The organism is Streptomyces sp. NBC_01016 (assembly GCF_026341035.1).
Classification (GTDB): domain Bacteria; phylum Actinomycetota; class Actinomycetes; order Streptomycetales; family Streptomycetaceae; genus Streptomyces.
This window is the reverse complement of sequence record NZ_JAPEOQ010000001.1, coordinates 3,939,884-3,957,165: the sequence shown is the minus strand read 5'-3', so window position 1 is coordinate 3,957,165 and position 17,282 is coordinate 3,939,884. Positions and strand designations below refer to the sequence as shown.

Below are 17,282 nucleotides of genomic sequence, written 5' to 3'. Positions count from 1 at the left end.
CGGTTCACTGCTCGCCGGACAGGATCGGCAGCAGCAGCGATGCCGACCAGCTGAAGTTCGGCGAGTTGAGCGGGGCGCCGGTCAGCGGGTTGTAGTTCTCCTGGATCGGGCGGTCCCCGGTGAGCCCCTTGCTGTTGGCGAGGAGCTTGCCGGTGAGGTCGTCCGCGTCCTTGGTGTAGCCGTACCGGCGCAGTCCGCTCAGCGCAATGTAGGCGTGGTCGAACCAGACGGGCCCGCGCCAGTAGGCCGTCGAGTCGAAGTACGGGGACGCCTTCGACACGGTCGGGAACGGCACGTGGGTGGCGAACTCACCCGGGTCCGTGAGGCGTTGGCGCACACGCGCGGCCTGTTCCTTGGTGGCGGCGCCGGTCCACAGCGGGACGGCGCCCTCGATGCCGCGGCCGCGGTCGGTGAGCGGCGCACCGTCCTTCAGGGCGATGTCGTGGAACCAGCCGTCGGCCGGGTCGTAGAACTTGGCCCGCACGGCGGCGTTCGTGGCGTCCGCCTTCTTCCGCCACTTCGCGGCCTCGCCGGGGCGGCCGATCGCGTCTGCGATGCGTGCCAAGTAGGCCTGGTCCTGAGCGAGATAGGCGTTGAGGTCGACGGACTCCTGGTCGAGCGAGTAGCCGAGCAGGGTGCCGTCGGCTGCGTGGTTGGCGACGACGGAGGTGCCGAGCTTCGCGTCGAAGCGCGGCGCGTTGTCCAGGCCGCTCTCCCAGGCCGCGGCGAGGCGGCGCTCCTCGGTCGAGTCATTGGCGGGGTCGACGGTGGCGCCGTACTCGGCGAGGCCGTCGTGGTCGTGGTCCCGGTTGCGGTACCACCAGGCCTGGTAGGCGGCGAGCTTCGGATACAGCTCCCGCAGGAAGGACCGGTCTCCGCTCTTCCGGTACACCTCCCACACGGACCAACTGGCCATCGGGGGCTTGGAGTTGCGCTCGTTCCAGTTCCCGCCACCGCGCGCGGGGTCGTTGTAGAAGACGGCGTCGGGGACCATCCCCGCATCCTGCGGCCGGGTCTTCGACCCTTCGGTGATCTGCCAGTCGAACATGGACCGGATCTGCGACTCGGCGAGCTCCGGGGCGAAGCGGGCGGTTCCCACGGCCTGCTTCCAGCTGTCCCAGGCCCACAGACCGCCGGTGAACCACTTGTACGAGATGGAGGGCGTCACGCCGTCGTGCTTGATCTGCCCTGCCGCGGAACGCCAGTTGGTGACGAGGGTCTCCAGGGACTTCACGGCGGTACGGCGCCGCTCGGCGGGCACCCCGCGCGTGACCCCGGCGACGTAGCCGCGCCAGCGGGCGTCACCGGCGATGGCGTACGCCTGCGGGGCGGCCAGCACGGCGCGCACCCGCCGCGCCTCGCGGGTGCGCTCGGCGTCGGTGAACGTGTACGACTCCGTCCAGTCGAAGCGGTGCGCGGCGCCGGGGGCGAGGGTGACCGGCGAGGCGGCCTCGGTCCGGTACTTGTCACCGTCGACGGTCGTCCGCACAGGGTCCTTGTGCGTGACCTCGAAGCGTTCGGTGCCGTCGGTGAGGTAGTCCCACTTCTCCCGCACCTTGGCGAAGTCGACGCCGACGCCGTGCCCGGTGGACTTCAGGGAGGGCGCGTCGTGCATGGGCGCCTCCTTCGGCCGCAGCAGACTGCCGCTCCAGTCGGCGCCGAGCGTGCGGGCCTTTGAGCCTCTGTTGCGCACCTCCGCACGCACCAGGGCCGTCCGGTTGGTGGCGAACCGCAGCTCGAGGGTGAGGGTGAGCCCGCGCCCGAGGTCGTACGACTGGAGCAGACGCCCCGGCTTCGAGGTGAAGCGGGGCGTGCCACCGCCGGCGAGATCGAGAGTGCGACCGCCCTCGCTGAGCCGCATCCGGCTGAACGACTTGCTCAGCCACCACGGATACTCCTGCGCGATGTAGAGCGGCCCGCTGAACCCGCCGTACGCGGCACGGTCCCCGGCCTTCGGCAGAGCGTAGGAGTGCCAGGCCCCTCGGTCCGAGAAGGTGCTGATGGCGTTGTTGTCCTCGGCATCCCCCGGCAGCGCGGCCTTCGGAGTGCCGTGCAGGTCGAGGACGTCGGCGTAGTCGGGCGCGGGGTGCGGCGCGGCTACCGCGGGCGGGGCGGCAAGACCGGCTCCGCCGATGAGCAGGAGGGCGGCGAGGGCGGCGCGGGTGGGACGGGCGGGGCGGCGTGCGGGCTGATGGGCGGTCACGAGGCGGCACTTCCTGTTGACATGAACCTGTGTGAGCGGGATCTTCAACCCTGACTCTGTGCGCATTCGTGCACGCGCGCAAGGAGTTTCAAGCACAAGTAAACAGCAGCTGGTCGTTCTGAGCGGAGACGCACCTCATACGAAGACTGCACCAAGAACAGCCGTATCCCAGAGCCCACCGAAGAGCCCGCGCCCTGGCCGCATGGACCACCGCGGCGCTCGCGGCGGCGCTTCTCGCCGCCCCCGCGCACGAAGCGGGCGCGGCCACGCCGAGCAGTGGTGTGCTCGATGCCGAGCACAAGAGCGTCACCTGGCAGAGCCCCACTTACGCGTCCGGAACGGTCGACGACCCCAAGAAGTGTCCGTCGGCGGCCGAGGATCCGGACGGGAAGACCTGCGACCGCTTCGACCTCAAGGTGTCGGTCCCCGACGGGTATTGGGACGACAACCCCGAGGGCGGCGTGCCGGTCTCGGTCGAGTGGGCGAAGCAGCCCAAGGACGACTTCGACATGTACGTCTACGACGACGCCGGCAAGCAGGTGGCGTCGAGCGCGGGCACCGCCGACCCCGAGGCGACGGTCATCCCGAAGGCGGACGGCACGTACCACGTGGTGGTCGTCCCGTACGACGTGCACGACAACTCCTTCGTCGGCAAGGCCTACTTGCCCGAGACGACGGACGCCGGGAACCTCGCCTCCTTCAAGGGGGACGACGGCAGCTACACGATCGCCGCCGGGGATCTGAAGGCGAAGGCCGACTTCCTGAAGGGTGGTCAACTGCGGTTGCAGGCCGACCCGTCGGGCGACTTCAGTGATCCGGCAGGCGACCAGATCGTGCGCAAGCAGCCCGCCCCCGACACGCACACGACGTCCTTCGACGCGGGCACCTACTACGGCATCCGCTCCGCCGACGCCGTCCTGCGCGTCTACAAGAAGCCGCTCCGCTTCGGGCTCTACAAGGCCGACAACAGGACGCGGATCTGGCAGGAGGACAGGCCGCTGCGCTGGTCCACCGGCGGGATGCGGCAGAGTCTGGAGCGTGCGAAGGACGAGCAGTTCTTCGGCGGCGGTGAGCAGAACGGCAGCTTCTCCCACCGCGACAAGACGGTCCACGTCGCCAACAACACCGACTGGGACGAGGGCGGCTATCCCAACTCCCAGCCGTTCTACCTCTCTTCGGCCGGTTACGGCGCCTACCGGAACACCTTCGCCCCTGGTGTCTACGACTTCGGCCCCTCGGTCCACACGGGCCAGCAGGAACGACGCCTGGACGCCTACTACTTCCTCGGTGACGCCAAGAAGGTCATCGGCAAGTACACGTCGTTGGTCGGCAAGCCGTTCATGCCGCCGGTCTACGGCCTCGAACCCGGCGACGCCGACTGCTATCTGCACAACGCCAACCAGGGCGAGCGCCACACCCTCGACTCCCTGAAGGTCGCCGACGGGTATGTGAACCACCAGATGCCGCTCGGCTGGATGCTGGTCAACGACGGCTACGGCTGCGGGTACGAGAACCTCGCCGAGACCGCCAAGGGCCTCCAGGGCCACAATGCCGAGCTCGGGCTGTGGACGCAGGACGGCATCGACAAGCTCGCCGACCAGGTGAAGGCGGGCCAGCGCGTCGCCAAACTCGACGTCGCCTGGGTCGGCAACGGCTACGGGATGGCCCTCGACGCCTGCGACAAGGCGAAGGCCGGAATCGAGGACAACAGCGACGCCCGCGGGTTCGTCTGGATGCCGGTGTCGTGGGCGGGCGCCCAGCGGTGCGGCGTCCTGTGGTCCGGCGACCAGAAGCTGTCGTGGGACTTCGTGCGCTGGCAGATCCCGACGTACGCGGGAGCGACGATGTCCGGCATCGCCTACAACACCGACGACATCGGCTCCATTTACTCCCACGACGCCAAGATGTACGCGCGTGATCTACAGGCCAAGACGTTCCTGCCGGCCGTCATGACGATGGACGGCTGGGCCCGTGACATGACCACCGGCGAGAAGATCAACCAGCAGCCGTGGGTGGACGGCGAGCCGTACACCTCCATCAACCGCAAGTATCTGCAGCTGCGCGAGCGCCTGATGCCGTACCTCTACACGCTCGCCGAGCAGGCCTCGGACACCGGCGTCGGCGGCGTACGGCCGCTATGGCTGGAGTACCCGGGCGACGCCAACACCCTTGGCGGGCAAGCCAAGTGCGAGTACCTCGCGGGCGACGACTTCCTTGTCGCTCCGGTCTACAAGGACTCGGACACCCGCGACGGCATCTATCTGCCGAAGGGCAGGTGGACGGACTACTGGACGGGCAAGCAGTACAAGGGCCCGACCACCGTCGACGGCTACCACGCCCCGATCGACACGCTCCCGCTCTTCGTGAAGTCCGGGGCGATCGTGCCGATGTGGCCGAAGGGGACGACGTCGTGGAAGAACCGCGACAAGGGCCAACTGGGCTATGACGTCTACGCGTCGGAGCCGGGCCACAGCGCGTACACCCTGTACGAGGACGACGGCGTGACCCGCAAGTTCAAGGAAGGCGCGTCGGCCACGCAGCGCGTGACCGTCGACACCGGCAAGCGGGGCGGCTCGGTCATCAACGTCGGTGCCAGTAAGGGCAGTTACGCGGGCAAGGTGAGCGAGCGCGCGTACACCTTCACGGTGCACGGTGGCGGGGCGCCCGACCAGGTGACCGTGAACGGACGCCCTCTGTCCGGGAGTTCATGGTCGTACGACGAGAAGACGCATGTGACGACGGTCCGCACGGCGCAGCTGCCGACGGGCAAGGCGTTTACGGTGCACGTAAGTACCTGACAGCAAGGGGGCCGGTCCACGCGTGGACCGGCCCCTCCCGCTCGGTTCGCCCCTCAGTCCACCCGCTCCGACTCGTGCCACCCCGAGTGCAGCGCCTGGTACTCCTCGGGTGTCGCCTTCGGCACGTACGTGCCGGGGCCGAACATCGCCTTGGCGAGCCGGGCCCGTATCCGCTGCCGGATGCTGAACTTCCGCTGCACCCCGTTCGCATCGACCCGTGGACCCAACTCGTAGGCCCTGGGCTGCTCGTGCTGGTTGAGGGTGTACAGCTCGGCGCGCGTGAGCGGCTCGTGGACCTCGATGAACTCGCCGTGCGGCAACCGCCTGATCTGCCCGGACTCACGGCCGTGCAGCGCCTTGTCACGGTCGCGGTGTTGCAGGCCCAGACAGATCCGTTTGGTGACGACGAACGCGAGGACGGGTGCCACGAAGCAGCTGATGCGCACGAACCAGGTGATGGCGTTGATCGACAGGTGCAGTTGTGTCGCGACGATGTCGTTGCCGCCGCCGATCAGCAGCACCGCGTACAGCGCCAGCCAGGCCACGCCGATGCCGGTCCTGACCGGCTTGTCGCGTGGGCGGTCCGCCACGTGGTGCTCGCGCTTGTCTCCCGTGATCCAGGATTCCAGGAACGGATACACCGCCATGAAGGACAGGATCAGCGGGAACAGCGTGAACGGGAGGAAGACGCCCAACTGCAGTGTGTGGCCCCACGCGTTGATCTCCCACGCGGGCATCACGCGGATGAGCCCCTCGGAGAAGCCGAGGTACCAGTCGGGCTGCGCGCCCGTCGTGACGAGATCCGTTCTGTACGGCCCGAAGGCCCACACCGGGTTGATGGTCGCCACCGCGCCGAGGACCGCGAGCACCCCGAAGACGAGGAAGAAGAAGCCTCCGGCCTTCGCCACGTAGATGGGGAAGAAGGGGGCTCCGATGACCTTCTTCTCGCTGCGGCCGGGGCCCGCGAACTGGGTGTGCTTGTGGTAGAAGACCAGGATCAGATGGAGCGCCACCAGGCCCAGCATGATGCCCGGCAGCAGCAGGATGTGGATCGGATAGAGCCGGGAGATGAAGTCGTCGCCGGGGAACTCACCGCCGAACAGGAACATCGCCAGGTACGTGCCCACGATCGGCACCGAGAGCACGGCGCCCTGCGCGAACTTCAGGCCGGTGCCGGACAGCAGGTCGTCGGGGAGCGAGTAGCCGGTCAGGCCGGTGATGATGCCGAGGAACAACAGGGTCCAGCCGAACACCCAGTTGAGCTCGCGCGGCTTGCGGAACGCGCCGGTGAAGAAGACGCGCATCATGTGCACCGTCATGCCGGCGACGAAGACGAGCGCCGCCCAGTGGTGGATCTGACGGATCAGCAGCCCGCCGCGCACCTCGAAGCTGATGCGCACCGTCGACTCGTACGCCTGGGTCATCCGGATGCCCTTGAGCGGGACGTACGCGCCGTCGTAGATGACTTCCTGGGTGCTCGGGTCGAAGAAGAAGGTCAGATAGGTGCCGGTGAGGATGAGGATGATGAAGCTGTAGAGGCAGATCTCGCCGAGCATGAAGGACCAGTGGTCAGGGAAGACCTTGCGCATCTGGGACTTGGCGAGTTGATAGATCCCGAGCCGGCCGTCCGCCCAGTCGGCGAGGCGTTCACCGGAACCCGGGGGGTCTGGGCGGCGCGCGTCGCCTCGTGTGCGTTCGCTGTCATCGCTCATACGACTCCCCTACAAGGCCGTTGAGGCTCTCGTCAGGGTAGAGCGCGCGGAGGTGGCACCGACAGGGGCGACGAGCAGTCAATTCCCGCCAGGATCAAGGCGGTTCACTGCCCGTCGGCCATCTCCGACTGCCCGCCGGCCACTTCCGGCCGCCCGTCGGCCGCCATCCGCTCCATCGCCGCCTCCACGGTCAGCGTGTGCGCCCAGGCCGCCTTCGCCGCCGCCTCCGGGTCGCTGCGCGCGATCGCGTCGGCCAGGTCGTCGTGGGCGCTCGCGCCGGGCAGCTCCGGCGTCCAGCTCGGGCGCAGCGAGGCGATGCTGTCGCGCACCGACTCGACGATGCTCTCGTACAGCTCGGTCATCAGCGGATTGCCGCTCGCGGCGACGACGGCCCGGTGGAACTCGACGTCCTTCTCGACGTACGCGGCCGGGTCGCCGCTCTCCTCGGCGCGGTGCCGGGCGAGCAGGGCGGACAGGATGCGGGCGAGGTCCGCCTCGCCACGGTGGGCCGCGGCGGCGGGTGCCGCCTCCCGTTCGATGGCGAGGCGGACCTGGAGAATGTGCTTCAACTCGGCTCGGCGCAGGCGGCGTTGGAGGGCCGCGTTGAGGTCGCTCGCGGCGCGCACATACGTGCCGTCGCCGCGCCGCGCCTCAAGGAGCCCGGTGTGGCACAGCGCGCGGACGGCCTCGCGCACGGTGTTGCGACCCACGCCGAACTCCTCCACCAGCTGCCCCTCGGCCGGGATCCGATCACCGACGGCCCACTCGCCGCTTTCGATGCTCCGCTCGATCCGGCCGATGGTGCGCTGGACCAGAGTGGCGCCGGGCTTGGCTGGTGCGGGCACGGGGTGGCCTTTCTCGCTGCTCGGGGTACGCGGGCAAAAATATCCCATGTATCAGGTACCTGGCTAGCCCGTTTCACTCGCTTTCGGCATGAAATCTACGCTTTACGTGCACTCTCCAGTGCGAAACATGGGATGTTACGTTGGCTCGCATGCCGCACAGTGCCCCCACATCCACCCCCACCGCCGCCGCGAAGGCGACCTCCACCGCCGCGACGGCGGCAGGCCCCCTCCTCGCCGCGGGCATCCTCCTCATCGCCATGAACCTGCGGCCCGGCGTCGTGTCCGTCTCGCCCGAGCTCGACACGATCCGCCACTCCACCGGGCTGAGCGGCTCGCTCGCGGGGCTGCTCACCACGCTGCCGATCCTCTGTTTCGGCCTCCTCGCCCCGTTCGCGGCGAAGCTCTCGCGGCGCATCGGCATGACGCGGGCGCTCGGCGCGATGATGGCGCTGCTCACGGCGGGCATCGCGCTCCGCCTCGCGCCCGGTCTGCCCGCGCTGTTCGCGGGGACCGTCCTCATCGGCGCGGCGATATCCCTCTCGAACGTCCTCGTGCCGAGTGTCATCAAGCGCAACTTCGAGCGCCGCACCGGGCTGATGATGGGCCTGTACTCGGTGGCCCTGTTCTGCGGCGCCGCGCTCGCGGCCGGGGTGACCGTGCCGCTCGGGGACGCGCTCGGGCTCGGCTGGCGCGGCGCGATCGGCGTCTGGGCCGTGCTCTCCGCGCTCGCGTTCGCCCTGTGGCTGCCCCAGCTGCGCCGCTCGGACGCGCCGCCCGCGACGAGCACGCAGGAGGCCGACACCCGTACGCCACTGCGCCGTTCACCGCTCGCCTGGAAGATCACGCTCCTCATGGGCCTCCAGTCGTTGCAGTACTACGCGTGTGCCGCGTGGATCCCGGCGATGCTCACCAGCGAGGGCATGGACGGTACGCAGGCGGGGTGGATGCTGTCCGTGATGAGCCTCGCGGGCATCGCGGGTTCGCTCGCCTTCACGGCGCTCGTCGGCCGGGCCTCGAACCAGGTCGCCCTCGCCCTCACCGGCACGCTGCTCGTCCTCGGCTCCGTGCTCGGCCTGCTGGTGGCGCCGGTCGGCGGGGCGTACGCGTGGATGCTGATGCAGGGCTTCGGCTGCGGACTGCTGATCAGCACGGCGCTCGCCGTGATCGTGCTGCGCTCCCCCGACGCGGCGCGCGCCGCGGAGATGTCCGGCATGGCGCAGAGCGTGGGCTATCTGCTCGCCGCCGCGGGCCCGTTCCTCCTCGGTGCGCTGCACGACGCGACGGGCGGCTGGACGGTGCCGCTGGTGATGCTCGCGGTGCTGTGCGTGCCGATGGGGCTCGCGGGCGTGGGCGCGGGGCGGGCCCGCCAGCTGGAGGCGTGAACTGCCCCGTCGACAGAGTGCTCGGCGGAGTGATCCACGGAGTGATCGGCACCCCGCCGGCCGGGGCTCCGATCACTCCGCCGAGCCGGCGTCCTTGCGCTGGTTGGCGTGGAAGCGCGCCTTCTTCTGGCGGTTCCCGCACGTGTTCATGTCGCACCATTTGCGGGTCCGGCTCTGGCTGGTGTCGAAGAAGGCGGCCTGACAGGTGGGCGACGCGCACAGGGCCAGCTTCCCGTCCCGTTCGCCCGCGATGACGCCGATCGCGTCGGCGGCGATCACGCTGAGGGCGTCTTCCACGCGGGACTCCGGGCCGAGCTGCCAGCGCCGCTCGCCCTCGGGCGTCAGGACGGCCGCCGCCCGGCCCTGAGCGCTGCGGTCGTTGATGACCTGGACGGCGGATGCGGGGAGCGGGTCCTGGACCGCGGCCGCCGTCGCGGCGGCGTGGATCGCCTCCCGCAGCTCCCGGGCGAGGTCGAGCTCGGCGAGGGAGCAGGAGTCGACGGCGAGGCCGTACACCGCCAGCCAGTCGATGAGCCGCTGCGGCACGGGAATCCGCTCCACTGCGCTGCCCTGCCGCTCCGAGAGGGTCCCCGTGAAGCTGGTCGCGAGCACGTTGCCGAGGCGGAAGTCAGGAAATCCAGCACGCATGGAACCACCTTAGGCGGTTGCCGGGTGGTCCGGACTCCTGCTAGAACCGTCTTAGCCGGTTCCGCGATGGCCAGGAGGTCCCTCATGCCCCGCCCCACCAGCGACGTACAAGCATTTGAAGCCCACGCAAGCGACGCCGACCTCGAGGATCTGCGCGCGCGGCTGGCCGCGGCGCGGCTGCCGGAGGCCGAGACGGTCCATGACGCCGGGCCCGGCCGGGGCCGGTGGGAGCAGGGCGTCCCGCTCGCCGACCTCGTCGACGTCGTGCACCACTGGCGTACCGGGTACGACTGGCGGGCGTTCGAGGAGCGCCTCAATGCGATCGGCCAGTTCCGCACGACCATCGACGGTCTGGGCATCCACTTCCTGCACCGCCGGTCCGCGCGCGCGGACGCCACTCCCCTGATCCTGACGCACGGCTGGCCTGACAGCGTCGCCCGCTTCACCGACGTCGTGGACGAGCTGGCGGACCCGAAGGACGCGGACACGCCCGCGTTCCACGTCGTGGTTCCTTCGCTGCCGGGCTTCGGTTACAGCGACAGGCCGGCTACCACCGGGTGGGGAACCGAGGAGATCGCTGCCGCCTGGGTGGAGCTGATGGGAAGGCTCGGCTACGGCGCGTTCCTGGCCCACGGCGGCGACTGGGGCGGCAACATCACCACGGTTCTCGCCGGCAGGTTCCCGGCGCACGTACTCGGCATCCACACCACGTTCGCGGAAGGACTGCCCGGGTCGACCATGGAGGGGCTGACGCCGGTCGAGCGCCAATGGGCCGAGGAGACCCGGGACTTCTGGCTGGGCACCGCGACGCGCCACCGCGCGGCGTACGCGAAGCAGCAGGCGACCCGGCCACAGACCATCGGCTACTCGCTCGTCGATTCACCGGTCGGTCTTCTCGCCTGGATCCTCGACAAATTCGCCGAATGGACGGACACCGAGGACAGCCCGTTCGAGACGATTCCCATGGACAGGATTCTTGACGACGTCACCCTCTACTGGCTGACGCGGACCGGAGCGTCGGCGGCCCGCATCTACTACGAAAGCCACAATGCGCTGGACCCCGAACTCCGGGTCGACGTCCCGGCGGCCATCACCGCGTATCCCCGCGACGTCGAGAAGTGTCCGCGGCCCTGGGCGCAGGAGCGGTACCGGCAGATCGTGCGCTGGAGCGAGCCCGAACAGGGCGGACATTTCCCGGCACTTGAGGTTCCCGAGTATTTCGTCAAGGACCTGCGAGAGGGACTCGCGGCGGTGCTGGCCGCCCATCGGTGAACACCCAGCCGTTCATCGCTGAACCACGAGCCGCTCATCGATGAACACAACTCGTTACCGCTGACCCGTTGACCTGCGGTCATGCCTCTGGGATCTTAGCAAGCGCTTTCCCGCTGCCCATTGTCCAGGGGGACCCATGTCGGAAACCGGCGCTCCACCACGTATCGCAACCGAGGCCAAGAGCCGCGCGCTCTTCTCGGGGCACCACACCCACTTGTGGGGCTTCCTGCTCGCGGGCTGGCTCATCAGCTACGCCGACCGCACCGTCACCGGGCCCGTCGTCGCCTGGATGATCGAGAACAAGGCCGGGTTCATCGGTGACGCCTCGAACCCGGCGACGCTCGGCGGGCTCATCGGCTCGATGTTCTTCACCGGCTACATGCTCACGCAGTACGCGGGCGGCCGGCTCGGCGACCGCTACGGCCACCGCGAGATGCTCGTCGTCTCCCTGTTGTGGGCGGGCCTGCTGACCCTGGTCTCCGGGCTGACCGGCGGGCTCATCGGCTTCGTCGTGGCGCGCGTGCTCACCGGGCTCGGCGAGGGCGTCTTCTACTCCAACGACCGTGTCCTGGTCATCAATCACACGCCCGCGGCCCGCCGCACCATCGGCCTCGGCGTCGTCCTGTCCGGTCTGTCCATCGGTCTGACCGTCGGCATCGTCGCCACCCCGCACCTGATCGACTGGGGCGGCACGCTGGGCATGGGCGGCCGGGCGTGGAGTCTGCCGCTGTACGTGTTCGGGGTGGTGTCGCTGCTGGTGGCGGCGGCGACGTGGACGTTCTTCCGGGGGCGTGGCGACAGGCCGCTGCGGCTCGGCCCGCCCGCGCTGCGGCTCATCGGCTACTCGATCCCCGCGGCGGTCGCGATCCTCGCCCTGTTCCTGCTCGCCGACGAGTTCAGCTGGCCGGACTGGCTCACGGCGGTCGGCTCCGGCGTGCTGTTCCTGATCATGGTGACCATCGTGATCCGCGGCATCGTGCGCACGGGACGCAGCACCCAACTCCTCAACCGGAACGTCTGGTTGATCTACATCGGCTTCATCGCCGTGATGTGGAACCTGTGGTTCTTCTCGTTCTGGTCGGTGCAGATCGTCGCGGAGGCCGCGCACAGCAGCCTGGGCGCGGCGGCCCTCACCGCGGCGTTCAACGCGGGCGCGGGCATCATCGGCTTCCCGGTCGGCGGCTGGATCGCGGACCGGCGGGTGCGCGCCGGCAAGGGCCGCAAGCCGCTCGCGGTGATCTGCGCGGCGGTGCACACGGTGCTCGCGGTGGCGTTCGGCGTGAGCGTCCTGAACGGCGACCCGTCGCTGCTGCTGCTCGGCCTGATCCTGTTCTGCTCGGGCCTGTTCTTCAACGCGCTCCAGCCGATCGTGCACAGCCTGCTCGGCGACCTGGCCGAGGAGAAGGACCGCGGTTCGCTGTTCGGCCTGTTCAACCTGGTCGCGGAGATCGGCGCGGTGGCCAGCCCCGTCGTCAGCGGTGTGCTGCGCGACGCGACCGGCAGCTGGGCCGCGGGCGTGTTCACCGCGGCCGGGGTGATGGCCGTGGCGGTCGTCCTCTACGCGCTGGTGAAGGAGCGCATCCCGGAGGTCGCCGCCACGTGACCCGGTCCGGGCTCAGCAGCCCTTGCGGAGCGGCTCGATGGTGACCTTCGCCCGGTCGTCCTCGCCCTGCACCCTGCCGTAGACCGTGGAGTTCACCCGGAACCACTGGTCGTCCACGGTGCGCTTGCCGTTGACGTCGTCGAGGCGGACGCACCAGTGCTCGGACCGCAGGACCCGGGTGTACCTCTCGGTGCCCCTGCGCACCTTGTGGCAGTCACGGACCTTCTTCGTCGTGTAGTAGGTCCGCTTGCGGCCGTGGCTGCGCTTGGTGTGCTTGACCTTGCGGCTCTCGGTCCCGCACTTCCTCACCAGGTGCGGCCGGGTCGCGCGGGTCGTGCGGCGGGTCACGTGCCGCACCCCGTCGCGCACCCCGGTCACCTTGGCGGTGTCGTCCTGCCGCACGGTGTAACTCCCGGTGTCCTTGCCGCCGCCGTGCCCCGAGGTGTCCTGCTGCGGACCACCCCCGCACGCCGCGAGCGCGACCACCAGCATCATCGTCAGTCCGGCCAGGGTCGGGCGCCGCTTCACGGAGATCGCTCCTCTAGGTGTACATGCCATTGGGAGCCAGAAGCCTATCCGAAGCGCCGCAGGTGACTGCCGATTCGTTATCCAACACCGGGGCGAAAAGGTCTCCTTGGATGTAGCTTCCGTTCCGACGCATTCAGGTTGAATCGTCAACTCGGTTTGCCTACCAGAGGGAGCGATGAGCAGTCACATGCGGCAACTCGCAGTGCCCCGCCTGGCGCCTCCGTTGGAGTCGGGCGGACTCGCCGACTCGGTCTTCAGCGCCGCGCTGGAGGACCCGCAGCGCCTTCAGTTCTCGCTGCTCCGGGACGGCCGCCCGACGCAGGAGGTCAGCACCTCGCGGTTCCGTGACGAGGTGACGGCCGTGGCCCGCGGCTTCCTCGCCTGCGGGATCGGCATGGGCGACCGGGTGATCCTGATGTCGCGCACCCGCTACGAGTGGACGCTGATCGCGTACGCGCTGTGGAGCCTGGGCGCCACGGTGGTGCCGGTGTACCCCACGTCGTCCACCGAGCAGGTGCGGTGGATCCTCCAGGACACGGAGGCGATCGGGGTCGTCGTCGAGAACGAGCACAACGCGATCACGGTGGCCGCCGCATACGGCGCCCGTACCGACCTGACCCGGCTGTGGGAGCTGGAGTCGGGCGGGGTCCAGGCGCTGATCGAGGCGGGCTCCGCGGTGCACCCCGACGCGGTGCACCAGTTGCGGGCCGCCGTGCTCCCGCAGGACGCCGCCGTGATCTGCTACACGTCCGGCACGACCGGGCCCCCCAAGGGCTGCATCACCACCCACCGCAATATCGCCGCCGAGGTGGACACCATCCTGGCGGGCTGGGGCGAACTGTTCGGCCCGGCCGGTGAACAGCCGTCCACGCTGGCCTTCCTGCCGCTCTCGCACTGCTACGGCCTGGTCCAGGTGGTCACCGCGGTACGCGGCGGCGGCAACGTCGCCCACCAACCGGACGCCTCGCCCGGCGCGCTGCTCCCCGCGCTCGCCGCGTTCCGGCCCACGTTCCTGTACGCGGTCCCGTACATCTTCGAGCGGGCCTTCGCCAAGGCACGTGTCAACGCCCAAGAGAGCGGCCACACCGCCCTGTTCGAGCGGGCCGTGCGGTCCGCGATCCGGTACGCGGCGGCGATGGAGCGGCACGCCTCGGGGGTGGGCGCGGGGCCGGGCCCCCGGCTGCGTCTGACGCACAAGGTCTACGACCGCCTGGTGTACTCGAAGGTGCGGGCGGTGTTCGGCGGCCGGCTGCGAAGCGTGGTGTCGGGCGGATCGCCGCTCTCCCGCGACCTCGCCCTGTTCTTCGAGGCATGCGGCCTCCCGGTCTACAACGGCTACGGCCTTACCGAGACGAGCTCGGCGGTCACCGCCCAGCCGCCCGGCGCGCCGCGGCCCGGCACGGTCGGCAAGCCGCTGCCCGGCAACGCCGTGTACATCGCCGACGACGGGGAGATCTGGGTGGCCGGCGATGTCGTCTTCGCCGGCTACCACAACAATCCGAAGGCCAACGAGTCGGCGCTGCGCGACGGTTGGCTCGCCACCGGCGACCTGGGGCACCTCGACCCCGACGGCTATCTGGTCATCACGGGCCGCAAGAAGGACATCATCATCACGAGCGCGGGCAAGAGCCTCTCGCCGCAGACCCTGGAACAGGAGCTGTCCGCCCATCCCCTGATCTCGGGGTGCGTCGTGATCGGCGACAACAGGCCCTACGTCACGGCCCTGGTCACCCTCGACCCGGAGGCCCTCGCCAGCTGGCAGGGCCTCAAGGGCCGCGCCCTGGACTCCCCCGAGCAGGCGGTCACCGACGAGGAGCTGCGCGGCCACATCCAGCGCGCGGTGCGGCGGGCCAACTCCCGTGTCTCGCGCGCCGAGTCGATCCGTGCGTTCCGCATCCTCCCGCACGAGTTCGGCGCCACCGCGGGCCTGCTCACTCCCTCGCTGAAGCTGCGCAGGGCCGCGATCATGGAGACGTACGCGCGGGAGGTCGAGGAGCTGTACGCGGCGCGGTGAGCCCCGCCGCGTACAGCTCCCACCGGTCAGGAGGCCGTGGGCGTCCAGTCCCCCAGCCAGTCCGCGACCTCCTGCTCCGCGGCCTGCGCGTCGCTCAGCTGCGGCCGGTCGGCGCTCGCCGAACCGGCCCCGTCACCGGTGTTCTTGTACTCGGCGAACCGGTCGTCCTTCCACGAGAAGCCGCCCATGTCCGTCCACGGCTTCGCCTTGATCGCGGCGCCCAGCGTGGAGTTGCGGACCGTGGCCTGCGGGTCGAGAGAGGCGTCGCCGCCCGCGTGCCAGTTGCGGCCGAGGTGGAAGCTGTCGGCGGAGACGTCGCCGCTGATGGTGGTCCGGTTGACGAGCAGGCCCTTCTTGCCCGCCGCGGTGCTCGGCGCCATGACGTAGCCGGCCGATGTGCCGTCCCACCGCTTCTTCAGGGTGATCACGGACTGGTCGATCACGGCGGTGGCGCCGCCGAAGATGAAGTCGACGTTGCCGACGACGTACGAGTCCTTCATGTAGACGCGCTTGCCCGCGCCGTCGAGCAGCAGCGTGTCCTGGTCACCGCTGGTGATGACCGAGTCGAGGAACACCTTGTCGGCGCTGGTGCGCAGCGCGACCGCCTGCGCGGCGATGGAGGTGTCCTTGCTCTCGTCGTAGTCGTTGCTGACGCTCAGGTTGCGCAGTTGGGTGTCGGCGGCGAGGACGGTGACGGTGGCGCTGCCCGAGGTGCCGTACGTCGATCCGTCCGGCTTCTTCGTACCGGCGGCGTGCCCCTCGACGAGGACGGTGGACTTACGGCTCGAACCGGTGCCGACGATCGTCACGTGCGGCTTGTTCGCCGGGACGGTCACGGTGCCGCGGTACGTGCCCGGCGCGACCTTGATGTCCACGCGCGCGGTGTTGTTCGCGGGCACGGCGTCGACGGCGGCCTGCACCGTCTTGTACTGGGCGCTGCCGTCGGCGGCGACGGTGAGGGTGCTCGCGGCGGCCTTGGTCTCAGCGGTCGCGCTCGCGGTTCCGATCGAACTCCGGGGCCCCACACCGGACTTGAGCAGGCCCGGCACGTCCGCCGCCTTGTCCAGCGTGTAGTCGTAGAAGTCGGACGGGGTGAAGGCGGTGCCCCCGCTCTCGTTGCGCCCGCTGGTGCCGGAGAAGACGCTGCCGCGCTGCACGAGGGTGGCGGTGTCGTCCTTGATGACGGGGTTGTTGACGCCCTGGAAGTAACTGTTCTCCAGGACCATCTTCGTCTTGCCGCGCGAGTAGTTCCCGTACGAGGACGTGATGTCGGTGCCCGCGTCGTCCTGCAAGTAGTTGTTGTAGAGGTGCGCGTGCGCGGCGTTGTCGGTGGAGGGGTTGCGCTGTTCGGTCTCGCGGATCCAGTTGTGGTGGATGGTGATGTCGGTGACGACGTTCTCGGTCCAGCCGATGCCGAAGGCCTTGTTGTCGTTGCTGAGCTTGTTCCAGGAAACGGTGATGTCGGTCGAGTCCTTGCGGACGTCGATCAGCCCGTCGGCCATCCTGCGCAGGTCGTTGTGGTCGATCCACACGTGGTGCGCGCCGTCCATCTGGATGGCGTCGAAGTCGTGGTCCTTGTCGTTCCACGTCCCCTGGTAGGAGTCGCGGATCGTCAGGTTGCGGATGATGACGTTGTGCACGCCGGTGCCGAGGAAGAAGCCGCCGCCGACGATGTGCCCGGCGGTGCCGGCGCCCACGATGGTCTTGTCGGAGGCGACCTTGATCTCCTTGCCGACGGGGTCCATCTTGATCTCGCCCGCGACCACGATGACGTAGGGCTTGCTCGCGGTCGCGTACTTCTCCAGGTCGGCCAGGTTCCTCACGGTGACCGTCTCGCCGCCGCGCCCGCCGTACGTGCCGTCCTGTCCCTGCGCGTCGACGGACGCGAATCCGTCGGCGGTGTCGTCGGCCCACGCGGCGGCGGTCTCCGCCGTGGCGGCGCTCGCCGAATCCGCACCGTCCGCACCGAGGAACCCGCCGCCGTAGGCGAGGGCTGCCGCGGCGGCGACGGCGAGCGGGGCGCCTGCGAGGAGGACGGTGCGGCGTCTGCGGTGCCGGGGCTTGCTGCGGGTGTCACTCATCAGCTCATGCACTCCGTACGTGGTGGGGGAACGCGTGCCGGGTGGCACGTGCCGGTGTGCTGTCGCCGCCCGGGTGGGGAAGGTTGCCGGTGCATCTCAAGCCCGCCTTTCGAACGAGAGCCCGCGGGGCGTGGGGCGGAGCCCCAAATCAAGCCCCTGCGGCGATTGAGCAGCGGGGTCTGGGGCAGAGCCCCAG

11 protein-coding genes are annotated in these 17,282 nt (G+C 69.6%); 5 read left to right on the top strand and 6 right to left on the bottom strand.

What is annotated here, in order from left to right; translation table 11 throughout:
- Positions 1-4: 4 nt before the first annotated feature.
- Positions 5-2,203 carry an MGH1-like glycoside hydrolase domain-containing protein gene (locus OG746_RS17815; protein WP_266715634.1) on the bottom strand — a complete coding sequence of 733 codons (2,199 nt, stop codon included), beginning with the start codon at positions 2,201-2,203 and terminating at the stop codon, positions 5-7.
- A 281-nt stretch (positions 2,204-2,484) separates the two neighbouring features.
- Here OG746_RS17815 and OG746_RS17810 point away from each other — a divergent pair, with 281 nt between their 5' ends.
- Positions 2,485-5,001: a glycoside hydrolase family 31 protein gene (locus OG746_RS17810; RefSeq protein ID WP_266715632.1), complete on the top strand. Its 2,517-nt coding sequence runs from the start codon at positions 2,485-2,487 to the stop codon at positions 4,999-5,001.
- Between the two features lie 53 nt (positions 5,002-5,054).
- Here OG746_RS17810 and qcrB read toward each other — a convergent pair whose 3' ends face one another.
- Both qcrB and OG746_RS17800 read right to left on the bottom strand, forming a co-directional pair.
- Positions 5,055-6,713: a cytochrome bc1 complex cytochrome b subunit gene (qcrB, locus tag OG746_RS17805; RefSeq protein ID WP_266715630.1), complete on the bottom strand. Its 1,659-nt coding sequence runs from the start codon at positions 6,711-6,713 to the stop codon at positions 5,055-5,057.
- Between the two features lie 104 nt (positions 6,714-6,817).
- Positions 6,818-7,558 (bottom strand): FadR/GntR family transcriptional regulator, encoded by a 741-nt coding sequence (locus tag OG746_RS17800; RefSeq protein WP_266715628.1) that lies wholly within the window; start codon positions 7,556-7,558, stop codon positions 6,818-6,820.
- 149 nt (positions 7,559-7,707) lie between these two features.
- Between OG746_RS17800 and OG746_RS17795 the strand changes: the two genes are divergently transcribed.
- Positions 7,708-8,940, top strand: a complete 1,233-nt coding sequence (locus tag OG746_RS17795) for a CynX/NimT family MFS transporter (protein WP_266715626.1) — start codon at positions 7,708-7,710, stop codon at positions 8,938-8,940.
- A gap of 72 nt (positions 8,941-9,012) precedes the next feature.
- Here OG746_RS17795 and OG746_RS17790 read toward each other — a convergent pair whose 3' ends face one another.
- Positions 9,013-9,588: a CGNR zinc finger domain-containing protein gene (locus OG746_RS17790; RefSeq protein WP_266715624.1), complete on the bottom strand. Its 576-nt coding sequence runs from the start codon at positions 9,586-9,588 to the stop codon at positions 9,013-9,015.
- Positions 9,589-9,672: 84 nt separating this feature from the next.
- Here OG746_RS17790 and OG746_RS17785 point away from each other — a divergent pair, with 84 nt between their 5' ends.
- Positions 9,673-10,860 carry an epoxide hydrolase family protein gene (locus OG746_RS17785; RefSeq protein WP_266715622.1) on the top strand — a complete coding sequence of 396 codons (1,188 nt, stop codon included), beginning with the start codon at positions 9,673-9,675 and terminating at the stop codon, positions 10,858-10,860.
- 136 nt (positions 10,861-10,996) lie between these two features.
- Entirely contained in the window at positions 10,997-12,463 is a 1,467-nt protein-coding gene (locus OG746_RS17780; protein ID WP_266715620.1) for an MFS transporter, read from the top strand.
- Positions 12,464-12,475: 12 nt separating this feature from the next.
- On the opposite strand, the gene OG746_RS17775 is transcribed toward OG746_RS17780, so the two are convergent.
- Positions 12,476-12,991 (bottom strand): hypothetical protein, encoded by a 516-nt coding sequence (locus OG746_RS17775; RefSeq protein WP_266715618.1) that lies wholly within the window; start codon positions 12,989-12,991, stop codon positions 12,476-12,478.
- Between the two features lie 187 nt (positions 12,992-13,178).
- Here OG746_RS17775 and OG746_RS17770 point away from each other — a divergent pair, with 187 nt between their 5' ends.
- Positions 13,179-15,005, top strand: coding sequence for an AMP-dependent synthetase/ligase (locus OG746_RS17770; RefSeq protein WP_266715616.1), 1,827 nt, complete (start codon positions 13,179-13,181; stop codon positions 15,003-15,005).
- 26 nt (positions 15,006-15,031) lie between these two features.
- Here the strand turns inward: OG746_RS17770 and OG746_RS17765 are convergent, their stop codons facing one another.
- Positions 15,032-17,086 (bottom strand): pectinesterase family protein, encoded by a 2,055-nt coding sequence (locus OG746_RS17765; RefSeq protein WP_266715614.1) that lies wholly within the window; start codon positions 17,084-17,086, stop codon positions 15,032-15,034.
- Positions 17,087-17,282 lie beyond the last annotated feature (196 nt).

Excerpts from the sequence above, each read along its gene's own strand:
- OG746_RS17795 (WP_266715626.1), top strand. The coding sequence starts at position 7,708 with ATGCCGCACAGTGCCCCCACATCCACCCCCACCGCCGCCGCGAAGGCG.
- qcrB (WP_266715630.1), bottom strand. The coding sequence starts at position 6,713 with ATGAGCGATGACAGCGAACGCACACGAGGCGACGCGCGCCGCCCAGAC.
- OG746_RS17765 (WP_266715614.1), bottom strand. The coding sequence starts at position 17,086 with ATGAGTGACACCCGCAGCAAGCCCCGGCACCGCAGACGCCGCACCGTC.
- OG746_RS17790 (WP_266715624.1), bottom strand. The coding sequence starts at position 9,588 with ATGCGTGCTGGATTTCCTGACTTCCGCCTCGGCAACGTGCTCGCGACC.
- OG746_RS17770 (WP_266715616.1), top strand. The coding sequence starts at position 13,179 with ATGCGGCAACTCGCAGTGCCCCGCCTGGCGCCTCCGTTGGAGTCGGGC.
- OG746_RS17780 (WP_266715620.1), top strand. The coding sequence starts at position 10,997 with ATGTCGGAAACCGGCGCTCCACCACGTATCGCAACCGAGGCCAAGAGC.
- OG746_RS17785 (WP_266715622.1), top strand. The coding sequence starts at position 9,673 with ATGCCCCGCCCCACCAGCGACGTACAAGCATTTGAAGCCCACGCAAGC.